The following is a 12,625-nucleotide window of genomic DNA, read 5'->3' on the forward strand; positions in this document are numbered from 1 at the left end:
TTTTTGTGCTTGATCCCGTGGAAGACTGGTAGGGTGGGCTTTAGCCCACCGATGCAGGGCGCGTGGTGGGCTGAAGCCCACCCTACTCTTATCGGCTTAACTGATCGGCATTAGGCCTAGGTCAGGCTTTTTTAGGCTTGAGCAGCTCGTTAGCCATCGGGTTTTTAGCCATCAGGTTTTTCCAACGCCTCGACCATTGCCCGCATAAACCGCGCCGCTTCCCCACCGGTTACCGCGCGGTGATCGAAGGTCAGCGACAGCGGCAGGATCGGGTGTACCAGCACTTTGCCATTCACCGCCACCGGCTCTTCTCGAATACCACCAGCGCCAATAATCGCCACTTGTGGCGGCACCACCACCGGATTGGCATAGCGCCCGAACAAGGTCCCGAAGTTGGACAGAGTGATGGTCGCCCCCATCATTTCCTGGGGCGGAATCGAGCGCGCCTTGACGTCCGCACGCAGACGCATCACGCCCGCCTTGAGATCTTCCGCAGTGCGCGAGCCGACGTTGCGCAGTACCGGAACGAACAGGCCGTCCTGTGTATCCACGGCGATACCGAGATCGAGTTGCTGATGCTGCTTGATCGACAGCGACTGGCCATCGAACCAGGAGTTGAGCACCGGCTCGACCTCACAGGCCGCAGCGATGGCTTTGCCCAGGCGGATCAACGGATCACGGGCTTTGCCCCACTGGTGCAGGTCGGCGTCGCCATAGATAGTCACCGGCACCACAGCGGCGTGAGACTTGGCCATGTTGATCGCCATGCTGCGGCGCACGCCACGCAGCTTCTCGCCGCCAAATTTGTCACGGGCAGTTTGCGCCGCCGCTTCGACATCGGCGCGGGTGATCATGCCATCGGCACCGGATCCGCTCAGACTGCTGAGCTCCACACCCAACTGCTTGGCCAACTGGCGCACGCCGGGGGTCGCACGAGGTGCCAGATGCTCGCGGGTGGACGGCGCGGCGCCGACAAAGAAGCTGTCTGCCTGAGCGCTACCACCTCCTTCCAGGCGGCCGACCACGGTGCCGGCATCGTCTTCCCCCTCGTAAGCCAACAACGGCTCGCCAACATGGAGGATGTCGCCATCGCTGCCAAAGCATTTGGCAATCACGCCGTCATAGGGTGCGGGAATATCGACGATGGCCTTGGCGGTTTCCACCGACACTAAGAGTTGGTCGACCTTGACCGTTTCGCCAGCCTTGACGTGCCATTCGACGATCTCGGCTTCCTGCAGGCCTTCGCCCAGATCGGGCAATTTGAAGTATTTCATTGTTGTTCTCCCGTTTCCCTTTCCCCGTAGGAGCGGGCCATGCCCGCAACCGCTCCAGAGCAAGCATCGCGGGTATGGCCCGCTCCTACATGATCAGCGCTTCAGCTGTAACTCAGCAGCGTGTCGCAGGCCGCGAGGATGTCGTCGACGCCAGGGATATACAGCTGCTCGAGGCGATACAGCGGCGGCGGAATATCCGGTGCGGTGACACGTTGGATCGGCGCCTGCAAATCCAGAAAGACCCGCTCGTACAGGCTGGCGGCAATCTCCGCACCCACCCCGCAGGAACGCGGCGCCTCGTGGACGATCACGCAGCGCCCGGTTTTGCGTACCGAGGCCTCCAAGGTATCCAGATCGAGCGGCTTGATGCAGGCGACGTCGATCACTTCGGCGGACACGCCCTGCTCGCTCAATGCCGCGGCGGCTTGCAGGGTTTCGTGGACGCTGGCGCCCCAACTGATCAGGGTGATGTCGCTGCCTTCGCGCAGGGTGAAGCAGGTGTCCAGCGGCAGGCGTATACCATCGTCGACCAGGGGTTGCGGGTTCATCCGATAGAGCCGTGTCGGCTCGAGAAAGATCACCGGATCGGGATCGTCGATCGCCGCCAGCAGCAAGCCATAAGCCCGCGCCGGTGAAGACGGAATCACCACGCGCAGCCCCGGAATATGCGCAAACAAGGCTTCGGTGCTTTCGCTGTGGTGCTCCGGCGCACGGATACCGGCGCCCATCGGGCTGCGCAGCACCAGCGGGCAACTCAAGCGGCCACGGGTGCGGTTACGCAAGCGGCTGGCGTGGGACACCAATTGATCCATGGCCGCGTAGATGAAGCCGAGAAACTGGATTTCCACCACTGGCTTCAGGCCTTGTGCGGCCATGCCAACGGCCAGGCCACCGATCATGGTTTCCGCCAGCGGCGTGTCGATCACCCGCTTGAAGCCGAAGCTGTCACGCAGGCCCTGGGTGGCACGAAAAACGCCGCCGTTAACGCCGACATCTTCGCCGAACACTACGACATTTTCGTCTTCGCGCATGGCACGATGCAGCGCCAGGTTGACGGCTTCGAGCAGGGTCAGTTTTTCATTCGCAGCTTTTGTCTCACCCATGGCGCACACCTCCGGCACTGCCGACCGCAGGCCGCACCTGCTGCCCTTCTCCCGCCTGCGGGAGGCGGCCCCCGCTCCCGGCGGGGTTGTCGCATTTCCCACGTCCTTGTGGGTCAAGGTCGCGCACAGCGCCGGATGAGGGAGAGGCGCTTTGCGCTTCGCGGCGGGCTGCACGCTCCAGCAGCCACTCGCGCTGCTCGGCCAAGGGCGCCGGCCATTTGGCGTAGACGTAATCCAGCACCGCTTCGACCGGCTGGATGCCAGCGGACTCGAAGGCGTCCACCGACTTCTGCACCAGGGCCTGGCACTCGGCGATCAGCGCTTGCTCGCGCTCTTCGTCCCACACACCAAGGCCTGCGAGGAAGGCCTGCAGACGTTTGACCGGCTCCTCCAGCCAGGCCAGCTTGACCTCTTCGGCCGGGCGGTAACGGGTCGCATCATCGGCGGTGGTGTGATCGCCGAGGCGGTAGCTCAGGCATTCGATCAACACCGGGCCTTTGCCATGGCGCGCACGTTCCAAGGCGACCTGGATTCGGTCGTAGACGGCGAATATGTCGTTGCCATCCACCTGTTCGCCGTGGAAGCCGGCGCCGATGGCTTTCTGCGCCAGGGTCGGCGCGCCGCACTGGATGCGCCGCGGCACCGAGATCGCCCATTGGTTGTTGTTGACCACGAACACCACCGGCAACTGCCAGGTGCCGGCGACGTTGAGCGCTTCGAGGAAGTCGCCTTTGCTGGTGGCGCCATCACCGCAGGTGGTCACGGCGACCCGGTGTTCGCCGCGGATCTTGAACGCGCTGGCTACCCCGCAGGCATGCAGCGCCTGGGTAGCGATCGGCACGCAGATCGGAAAGTCCTGCGCCGCCGCCGGGTCGACGAAGGCGCTGCCGCGCTCGTCGCCGCCCCAGTAGAGGAGGATTTCTTCCATGCGCACACCGCGCATCAGCTGCACGGCGGTGTCGCGGTAATACGGCACCAGCACGTCTTCCGGCTGCATCAGGCTGCCGATGGCGACACCAATCGCTTCCTGACCAAGGGTCGGCGCATAGGTGCCGATGCGGCCGGTGCGTTGCAGGGCGACGGCCTTCAGGTCGAACAGGCGGGTCAGCACCATCTGCCGGTAGAGTTTGGTCAGCAGATTGAAGTCATCGGCCCACGCCGGTAGCGCACCAAGCACGCGGCCTTCAGGGTCGAGATAGCGGGTATACGGGAGGTCGATCTTGCTAGGGGTCATTGCACTCATCCTCAACACCTTGTGGGTGCGTTACGGGCTTCCCGGCGCTTGTGGCGTCAGGTCTACCTTTCCCCTCGCCCTCCGGCAGAGGGGTTGGGGTGAGGGAAGCAGCGGGTCATATTAGCCGCCATACAGCAGGTGCTCGGCCAACGCATCGGCGACGCGCGCAGGGGAGCGTTTGTCGGCCTGGGCATGGGCGTAAATCTCGGTCAAGCGTAAGTCTATTTGCGAAAGATGCGCCGTAATGGCTGGCAAGCTTTCACCACGATGCTTGAGTGCCACATAAATCAGCCCGCCGGAGTTAATGACGTAATCCGGCGCATACAGAATCCCCCGCGCCTCCATCTCATCGGCAATCTCGATGCTCGCCAACTGGTTATTCGCCGCCCCGGCCACCGCCGAGCAGCGCAGCTGACCCACCGTCTGTGCATTCAATATGCCTCCCAGGCCGCACGGCGCGAGGATGTCACACGGCGTGCCAAGCAGCGCTTCGCTGGCCACCGGATGTGCACCGAGTTGCTCCACCGCCAACTGCACCCGGCCGGCATCCAGATCGCTGACCAATAGCTCGACACCGGCAGCATGCAACTGCTCGGCGAGCGCATAGCCAACATTGCCGAGACCTTGGATGGCGACGCGCAAGCCTTCCAGATCATCGCTACCGAGGCGCGCCTGTGCCGTCGCACGAATACCGGCGAACACCCCCATGGCGGTATGCGGCGAGGGATCACCGGCACTGGTGGTACTGGTGACGTGGCTGGTGTATTGGGCGATGCAGTCCATGTCGGCACTCGAAGTACCGCTGTCGACTGCCGTGATATAGCGGCCGTTGAGCGTTTCGATAAAACGACCGAAGGCTTCAAACAAGGCGCCACGATTATCCAAATTCGGCGGCCGGATGATCACCGCCTTGCCGCCGCCTTGCGCAAGCCCGGCCAACGCGGCTTTGTAACTCATGCCTTGGGCCAGGCGGACGGCGTCACGAATTGCGCTGTTTTCATCGGGATAAGCCAGGTAACGGCAGCCGCCGAGGGCCGGGCCGAGACGAGTGTTGTGAATCGCGATAATGGCCTTGAGGCCCGTGACGGGATCCTGAGCCAAGTGCAGCGCCTCGAGTCGGGCGGCTTCCATGATGGCAAACATGCTGTGGCTCCCTTGCCTGTAGTTAAAAGGAGTATAGGACGCGCCCTTGTATTGGTGACCTAACGGGCAGGCATAAGCACGTTGCAAGCCTGCGCCGGGCAGCATAAGGCCGACTTACCCAGCCAGCCTTGTACCGTCAGCCTTCGTGCTAATGGATAGGCACTAAGAGCGGGGAGCGCTCGGCGCAGTGGAGCGCCGACACCTTCAGCAGTGCGTCGGTTTTTCCGGTAAACGGCAATCCGCGCGAGCACAATCGACGTGAAAAGGACCACTACAAAAAGCCAATAGGAGCGGCTGAGTACTAGACGTAGGTTAGACGACCCGCTACAAACCAAGAGCGAATTGGAGAAGTTGATGACCCCGCGCCAAGCCTGCCTTGCCTGTCTCGAGCGTGAGCCGCCTGCGATCTTTGAAGCGGCATTGTGGATTGCTGCCGAGCACGATTCGGCGCTGCAACCGGAGCGCTGGCTGCGTGACATCGCCGGCTTGCAACAGCAAGTGGCGGCAGGTTTGCCGGTGCTGCCCAGCCATGAGCTAGCACAGCTACTGCTGCGCCGGCTGAATGAGCTGGATTTCCATGAAGACAATGAAAGCCCGCTGCGCCCACAGGCGGCCCTGCTCCACCGTGTGCTGCAACGGCGCCGCGGCCAACCGTTGTCGCTGGCTCTGGTTGCCCTCGAACTGGCTCGGCGTTTGGATATTCCCCTGGTGGGCGTGAACTTTCCTGGGCATTTCTTACTACGGGTACCAGGCGCCGATCATCTGCTCGATCCCTGCGGCGGCCGCCGCCTTTACACTCAGGACTGCCGCGAATTGCTGGCTCACCAACTGGGGCCTGCGGCGCAACTTTCCGCCGAACACCTGCAAAGCTGCGATGCCCGCAGCCTGCTGCAGCGGCTTTCACGCAATCTGCGTCATCTGCATCTTCAGGATCAGGACTATTTGGCGGCGCTGAAAGATGCCGAACGAGTGCTCGAACTGGGGCCACCCTCCGCCAGCGACCACCTGGCCCGCGCCGAGCTGTATCAGCATCTGGACTGCCCACAAGCCGAACGTTTCGATCTAGAGCATGCCCTACTGCTAACCGACGACCCGGCGCAGCGCTTAGCGCTGACGCAAAGGCTGCGGCAACTCAGCCAAACGCCGGCGCTGCATTAACCACCCTAACTCAACAGACCCAGGACCTTTGCCTGTGCCACGGCTTGGGTGCGTCTGGCGACCCCCAGCTTGGTATTGATCCGCCGCGCATGGGTTTTCACCGTGTGCAACGAGATGAACAGTTGCTCGGCGATTTCCTGATTCGAACAGCCTTGGCTAATCAAGCGCAACACGGCCAGCTCGCGCGCGCTGAGCACAGAGCGATCATCCTTCTCCGACATCAGCTCCGGCTCAAGCTCGCTGCGTTGCGCGAATAAACGCTCGCGCAAACTAGCGCCTTTGTGCGCTGGCAGAATCTTTTCCAACCACTGCGGCTGACGACGTTGCAGTTCTTGCAGCGGCTTCAGGAAGGTTTGTCGTTGCGACTCAGCCAAGGCCTGGCGCAACTCATGCTCGGCCTCATCTTGCCTGCCACTGACAAACAGCGCCTCAGCCAGGCTGAAACGGCATTCACAAGCAAAACCCAGGTGACCGGCCTGAACACACTCGTTCAACAGGGTGCGTAGCGCATTTATGGCCAGCTCAAAGTGCCCTTGTGCGAGATCGGTCAATGCCAGCAAGCGGCGCAAACGCGGCAGCAGATCGAAAAAGCCTGAAGGCGCCTGCAGATCTTTGCTTTGGTAATGCTGCTGCATGCGTTCGAAGGTCTCACGGGCCTTGCCGCTCTCGCCCTGGCGCAACCAGAGCACCCCGCGGGCCAGTTGCAACATGCTGCGATAGTGCACCTCGGGTACGTGCCGCCACTGCATCAAGCGCTCAGCCTCACTCAGCCACTGAAACGCCGCAGACAGATTACCCTCGCACGCAGCCAGCTCGGAAAGGCCCAGATAACCGAAGATGGTGTAAGCGTCCTCACAGGCTTCGGCCTCGACCAAACCTCTCTGGAACGCTTCACGCGCGTCCTCCTCCAGGCCCTGAGCGGTCAATAAATCACCGCGCTGCAACAATAAACGCCCGAGCATCGGACCAGTCGGTGGCAAATGCAGCAGAGACAGTTCGATCAAGTCCAATGCGGCTTGCGTCTCACCGGTCATTTTCAGCAAACGGACGCGATCCACCGTCAACAAGGCTTCGAACGCTACGCTGCGGTTCAACCGCGCCAGCTTCAAACCTTTATCGCTGTAGTGCTGCGCCTCATCCAGTTTGATCTCGACCATGGCCTGCTGGGCAAGCATCTGGTAGCAGATTACCTTGGCCGTCCAGGATGCCTCGGGCAACTCTTCAAGCGCTTCCAGGCATTGCTGGCGAACATTTTTTTGCCCTCGCTGCCTGGCCAGAGTGGCATTCAGAGCCTGTCCCTCAGCCAGCAGCATGCGCTGGCGCCGGGCATTCGCCTGCGGCAAGAAGCGCCCCAAATTGGCAATGCAGACCTCGGCCTCATCCAGCTGGGCGCAGAGAATCAACGCCCATCCCTGCAGTACATTCAAACGTGGGGTACTGGAGAACAGCCACTGCGGCAACTCGGTGCGCCACTGCAGAAATTGCGAAACACTCTGCCCAACCAGCAACTGTTCCTGGCCATAACGCTGCAAGTAGTTGGCGGCCACCTCCAGTTGCCCAGCCAACAGCGCATGCTCGACCGCCTCACGAATATCGCCCTGTCCAGCAAACCATTGGCAAGCACGGACATGCACCTGGGCGGGTGGCGGTGCTTCCGGTAGACGCCGCAACATGTGCGCCAAGGGTCGCCATAAACAGAACCATTCACCGCAGCTATCCAGCGGACGAATAAACAATTGCCGCTCGCGCAACTCCCGCAGGAGTTCACTACCGCCAGCGTCCAACACATGCTCACACAATGCTGGCGAGAAACGTGGCAGCTGTGCCAAGGCAAACAGAGCGCCCTTGAGTTCATCGCCAAGCCCCGCCAGAACCTCGCGCGCAATGTACTCGCGCAGGAACGGCGTGCCCGCAATCAAACGCTCGCGCAAAGCCTGCTCATTCCCATTCAGCAATAGCAGGCACACCCCAGCTAGCCAGCCCTCACTCTGCAGCAGCAACTCATCGAAGCTGTCCTGTGACAGATCAAGCTTCTGCAGCGCCACCAACTGCGCTAACTCGGTAGCCGTGAGCGCCAACTCGCGCGCATCCAGCTCCAACAGATCGCCTTGCAAGAGCAAGCGCGGCAGATTCCAGGCCGGCTGTCGGCGACTACTGACCCACCAACGCAACGAACCAGGCCCCTGTTCAAGCAGTCTATCGAGGCACGCATCGAGTTCGGCGCAGGACTCGCGCGGGTAGTCATCGAGCATGATCCAGAGTGGCTGATCAATCGCACTCAACAGACCGAGCAGCTCGCTGTAGACCTCACCTTCGCCCGGCGACTTATGCAGCGCGGCCGCCAAACGGCTGAGCAGCTCTTTGGGGGTTAATGGCCGGCCACCCAGTTCCAACCAGAGCAAAGTCGTATCGGCGGGTAGCTGCCGCGCGCATTCATTGAGCAGCACGGTCTTGCCAAAACCCGCCGGAGAGCAGAGCAGCCGCAACCGGCAATCACTGGCCAACAGCAGCTGCGCCAGCCGCGGGCGCGCAACATGTGCCGCCGGTAAGCGTGGCGGGAGGGCTTGGCGATTGGTCTGCGAATTCAAGCTCGTCACACTGCTGAGCGCGCTGTGGCTGGGATGCCCAGACATTGCATCGGTTCTCATTTTTATCGAGGTTAAAGCGTTTTAACAAACGCGGGGCAGTTTAGCGTTCCACCGTAACATCTCTCAAATCCAGCCGCGATCGGGTAGGAGGCGGGGTCACCCCCGCCGTCCTCCCACACCACCGTACGTACGGTTCCGTATACGGCGGTTCCTGCCTACTGACAAACTGCATCAGCGAGCTTGGTTTCGTGCGATGTGTCGCCCGCGTAGTCTAAGCACCCGGACAGGCTCTCGGGACTTCCGGTCCCTACCTCCTGATTGTCCAGGCCTCCGTATCAGGGAGCTTGTGCCTGCGACCCGCTCAGAGAGCACACCTGACTATCCGCTCATGGCAGGTTCAGCCCTTCATTGCTCCGGTTCCGAGCAACTACTACGGCCTCGGCTGACTTCTGCTCGCCCATCCCGTCACCTCACGATGCCGGTAGCACATGGCAGGCGAACAGATCTCCCAGGGTAATTCGCGTGACCTTCCTGCTTATGCCTGTCGGATCTACGTCGTAGCGTTCCGTGCAAGTATCGGGCTTTGGCAATTATGGCTACCTCACCCCGCTACGCCGCCTAATCCGCTTCCTGTTCGTCAGGCCAGCAGTTTGCCTTCGGCTTCCTTCAGATTCGCAGTCGCCCGCGACACCCTTGCCTTCAGCTAACACTTCCCCTTGCCGGGTGTGTAGAGGACTTCCACCTCCAAGTCATCCAGCTCACCACCACAGTGAGCCAGACAGCGCCAGTCACGGCGCTACGCGCCATGCCTGGCGCACCATAAAAAAGGCGGCCTCTAAGGCCGCCTAAGTAAGGAGCTACATCAGCAATCAGCGGACGCCGGCATTCCGCAAAGCCGCCGGGGTGTAGTCTTTGACTGAGGCTTTAGTGCCGTACTCGATAGACTTTTTCTCTTCGTTCATCAGCGCCCCGACCACATAGCGGCCAGCGATGATGTCGTAGAGCGTTTCACCTGCGTAATACGGTGTTTGCGCCTGGTAAGCCTGCATCAACTGGGACTCACCCACTCGCCACAACTGACCACGACCGTCGTACAGCTCCGATTCGGCAATTTGCCAGCTGTCCTCATCGAGAAAGAAGCGGCGCTTGCCGTAGATATTGCGTTCGCCAGACTTCAGCGTCGCTTCAACTTCCCAAACACGGTGCAACTCGTAGCGGGTCAAATCCTGGTTGATGTGACCCGCCTTGATGATGTCCTCGTATTTGACCGAAGGCGAACTCAAGCGGTAGTTGTTGTACGGAATGTACATCTCACGCTTGCCCACCAGCTTCCAGTCATAGCGATCAGGCGCGCCGTTGAACATGTCCAGGTTGTCCGAAGTCCGCAGACCGTCGGAGGCGGTACCCGGGCCGTCGTAGGAAACCTGAGGAGCACGACGCACGCGACGCTGACCGGCGTTGTAGATCCACGCCATTCGCGGCTCAGCCACCTGATCCAGGGAGTCGTGCACCAGCAGTACGTTACCCGCCAAACGCGCTGGCGCAGTTACCCGCTGTTTGAAGAACAACAGCGCATTGGCGGCCTTGGACGCATCCAAATCGGGCATGTCGCCTGGAACCGCAACCTCATCTTCGAGGTTCACCAAGGTATAGCTGCCGTTGACCTGAGGAGTTGCCTGCACGGCGGAGCGCCGCAGGTTGCCACCGCGATAACGGGTGACATGGTTCCAGATCACTTCCAGCCCGTTCTGCGGGATCGGAAAGGCGTAGTAACGGCTTTCGGCGAAGTTCGCCAAACCATTACCACCCTCTAGCAACGTGGTTTTCAGCGCACTGGTCTTGGCAGCGTCGTACACCTTCTGGGGCAATGCAACCGAACGGTGCGTGGTGAATACCGGGATCCGATAGGTTTCCGGATAGCGGGTAAACATCGCCAATTGACCGGCCGACAGCTTGTCTTTGTATTGCGCGGCGTTCTTCGCGGTGATGGTGAACAGTGGCTTCTCGCTGGCGAACGGATCACCCAGGAAACCAGCCGCACTCACGGCGCCCGCAGTCGTGGACAAACCGCCGGTCCACTCAGGGATGCTGCCATCGGCATTACCGGCTTTCTGAGCGCCAACAGGTGTCAGCGTGGTGCCCAGCTTTGCCGCTTCATCCGGGGAAACCGCAGCCATAACGCTGCTGGCCAGCAGAGATAGGGCTAGGGCGCTGATCAGGTTTATTGTTGTCTTCATTTGCATATCAATCCTCACTATTTCCCTGCATACCGACTTAGAAGTTCACGCCGAGGCTGAGCGCCACGAAATCGCGATCGGTGGTGGTGTTGAAGTCACCACCGAAGAAGTCGGTGTAACTCAGGTTGGCCGTGTACATGTTTGCGTATTCGGCGTTAAGACCAAGGCTCACCGCTTTGGAGCCTTCGTTGAAGTTCGGCCCATAACCGTCGACGTCATGCGACCAGGCGACGTTTGGGCTCAAGTTGACCCCGGCGAACACGTTGTTGTAATCGAGGTTGGCGCGCAGGCGGTAACCCCAGGAGCTGCTGGTGAAGAAGCCGTGGGTGTTACATTCGTTCGGATTGTTCAGGTTGGCCCCACGGCAGACCGCCGGGTTCGACAGCTGGCCGGAGCCAAACAGCGAGTCGCGGCCGAAGCGTAGCTCGCCGACGTCGTTGCTGATCCCGCTGATATGGTTGTAACCGGCCTCGCCCACCAGGGTCAGGCGGCTAGCGCCGAGCACCTGGTCAACGAACTGAGTCGCGGTGATCTGCGCCTGGGTGACCGGTTTACGGTCATAGCCGGAGATCTCGGAACCTAATGCTGACGATGCATGCCCCGACCGGAATATCGGTGAACTGGCGATAGCGGCGAGATTCGCCGGCCCCACGGGCGCAACCGCCGCGGCCGTGGTCAGGTCAACACCGTTAATCTGCAACGGCATATTCGGCCGGTAGCTGAGCTCGCCGGACAGCGCGGTACCACCGATATTGCTCGCGAAACTCAGGCCATATAGGCGGATATCCTCGGGATATTCGATAAAGTAGTTAGCCGTCACCGGCGAGCCATTGCGGGTACGGGTGTTACTGACGATGGGCGAGCGGCTGTGGTAGTTCAGCGTGTAGGCGCCGAACTCGGTGTCATTCAACTCCTCGGCGACCCAGCGCAGCGCGACACCGAATTGGCCGGAGTCGCGGGCATCACGATCACCCGCACGCGGGATATAAAAGTTGTTGCCAGTAGCCGGGCCGGTGTTATTCGACTGGCCGGGCGGCAGGTCATTGCCGGCTACCACCAGGCGATCCGTGCAACCGTCGGCCACTACGTCGGAGGTGGAGAAGAAGGTGCCGCAGTTGTCGGCAACGGTCTGATCCCACTCCAGCTGGTAGAAGGCTTCAGCCGACAGCGTGTCGGTCAGGCCCTGCTGCACGTAGAGCATATTGACCGGAATCAGGCCTTCCTTGATCTCCGCACCGGGGCGACGGAAGGCGGCGGCATCGATCGGGTTGATCGAGTTGATGCTGTTGCCGATAAAGGTACTCTCGCCCCAGCTGACCACCTGCTTGCCGGCACGCACACTGCCGGGCAACTCGCCAAGGCTGTAGTTGTGGTAGACGAAGGCATCGAGGATTTGCGCGCCGGAGGCCTGCGCGGCCTCTTTACGGTTGTGATCGTCGATGTCGTAGAACAACCGGTTCTCGTCCTTCAGCTCGAAGTCGTACCAGTATTTGCCACGCACGAATACCCCGGTATCGCCGTACTTCAGCTCCAGATCGTGGATGCCCTTGAAGATTTTCAAGAAGGTTTCGCCTTTCTTGAAGTTCTTGCGGCCATCGTCGGAGGTCCGAGCCGAGGCGTGGCCGGTGTCGTTCGCGCGACCCGCGGCAGCGGCGGCGGGGGTGCTGCCAGTCGGGAAGATAAAGTCGCGGTCCGCACCGCGCACCGACCAACTGGCGCCCACCGACAGCGACGAGTCGAACTGCCCTTCGATTTCCCCAATATTGAAACTCACCGCATAGGCCGGGGCCGCAGTCCCCAGTGCGACGGCAATAGCCAAAATTTTTGGCTGGAAGATTCCGGGCCTTTTTCTTGTTGTCATAGGGCTCTCCTAATTGGGTCGAAACAC

At 61.0% G+C, this 12,625-nt stretch carries 7 protein-coding genes and 1 pseudogene; 1 reads left to right on the forward strand and 7 read right to left on the reverse strand.

Translation table 11 applies throughout. The features are described from left to right. Positions 1-164 precede the first annotated feature (164 nt). The 4 genes and pseudogenes from D3879_RS20310 to D3879_RS20325 all read right to left on the reverse strand — a co-directional run bounded on the left by D3879_RS20310 (position 165) and on the right by D3879_RS20325 (position 4,754). On the reverse strand, positions 165-1,274 hold the full coding sequence (locus tag D3879_RS20310; RefSeq protein ID WP_119956040.1) for a dihydrolipoamide acetyltransferase family protein: 1,110 nt from the start codon (positions 1,272-1,274) through the stop codon (positions 165-167). Between the two features lie 101 nt (positions 1,275-1,375). Further along, positions 1,376-2,377, reverse strand: a complete 1,002-nt coding sequence (locus D3879_RS20315) for an alpha-ketoacid dehydrogenase subunit beta (RefSeq protein WP_119956041.1) — start codon at positions 2,375-2,377, stop codon at positions 1,376-1,378. 160 nt (positions 2,378-2,537) lie between these two features. Continuing rightward, positions 2,538-3,611, reverse strand: a pseudogene (pdhA, locus tag D3879_RS20320) (pyruvate dehydrogenase (acetyl-transferring) E1 component subunit alpha); the annotation flags it as partial. Between the two features lie 120 nt (positions 3,612-3,731). Further along, positions 3,732-4,754 carry a Leu/Phe/Val dehydrogenase gene (locus D3879_RS20325; protein WP_119956043.1) on the reverse strand — a complete coding sequence of 341 codons (1,023 nt, stop codon included), beginning with the start codon at positions 4,752-4,754 and terminating at the stop codon, positions 3,732-3,734. A 354-nt stretch (positions 4,755-5,108) separates the two neighbouring features. Between D3879_RS20325 and D3879_RS20330 the strand changes: the two genes are divergently transcribed. Next, positions 5,109-5,912, forward strand: coding sequence for a SirB1 family protein (locus D3879_RS20330; RefSeq protein WP_119956044.1), 804 nt, complete (start codon positions 5,109-5,111; stop codon positions 5,910-5,912). Positions 5,913-5,917: 5 nt separating this feature from the next. Here the strand turns inward: D3879_RS20330 and D3879_RS20335 are convergent, their stop codons facing one another. From D3879_RS20335 to D3879_RS20345, 3 genes are all read right to left on the reverse strand, one after another. Continuing rightward, positions 5,918-8,545 (reverse strand): LuxR C-terminal-related transcriptional regulator, encoded by a 2,628-nt coding sequence (locus tag D3879_RS20335; protein ID WP_119956045.1) that lies wholly within the window; start codon positions 8,543-8,545, stop codon positions 5,918-5,920. An 824-nt stretch (positions 8,546-9,369) separates the two neighbouring features. After that, positions 9,370-10,737, reverse strand: a complete 1,368-nt coding sequence (locus D3879_RS20340; protein ID WP_119956046.1) for a DUF1329 domain-containing protein — start codon at positions 10,735-10,737, stop codon at positions 9,370-9,372. A 37-nt stretch (positions 10,738-10,774) separates the two neighbouring features. Next, positions 10,775-12,598: a DUF1302 domain-containing protein gene (locus D3879_RS20345; protein WP_119956047.1), complete on the reverse strand. Its 1,824-nt coding sequence runs from the start codon at positions 12,596-12,598 to the stop codon at positions 10,775-10,777. Between the last annotated feature and the right edge of the window lie 27 nt (positions 12,599-12,625).

It is taken from the genome of Pseudomonas cavernicola, from assembly GCF_003596405.1.
GTDB classification, from domain to species: domain Bacteria; phylum Pseudomonadota; class Gammaproteobacteria; order Pseudomonadales; family Pseudomonadaceae; genus Aquipseudomonas; species Aquipseudomonas cavernicola.

Excerpts from the sequence above, each read along its gene's own strand:
- D3879_RS20335 (WP_119956045.1), bottom strand. The coding sequence starts at position 8,545 with ATGTCTGGGCATCCCAGCCACAGCGCGCTCAGCAGTGTGACGAGCTTG.
- D3879_RS20345 (WP_119956047.1), bottom strand. The coding sequence starts at position 12,598 with ATGACAACAAGAAAAAGGCCCGGAATCTTCCAGCCAAAAATTTTGGCT.
- D3879_RS20310 (WP_119956040.1), bottom strand. The coding sequence starts at position 1,274 with ATGAAATACTTCAAATTGCCCGATCTGGGCGAAGGCCTGCAGGAAGCC.
- D3879_RS20325 (WP_119956043.1), bottom strand. The coding sequence starts at position 4,754 with ATGTTTGCCATCATGGAAGCCGCCCGACTCGAGGCGCTGCACTTGGCT.
- D3879_RS20330 (WP_119956044.1), top strand. The coding sequence starts at position 5,109 with ATGACCCCGCGCCAAGCCTGCCTTGCCTGTCTCGAGCGTGAGCCGCCT.
- D3879_RS20340 (WP_119956046.1), bottom strand. The coding sequence starts at position 10,737 with ATGAAGACAACAATAAACCTGATCAGCGCCCTAGCCCTATCTCTGCTG.
- D3879_RS20315 (WP_119956041.1), bottom strand. The coding sequence starts at position 2,377 with ATGGGTGAGACAAAAGCTGCGAATGAAAAACTGACCCTGCTCGAAGCC.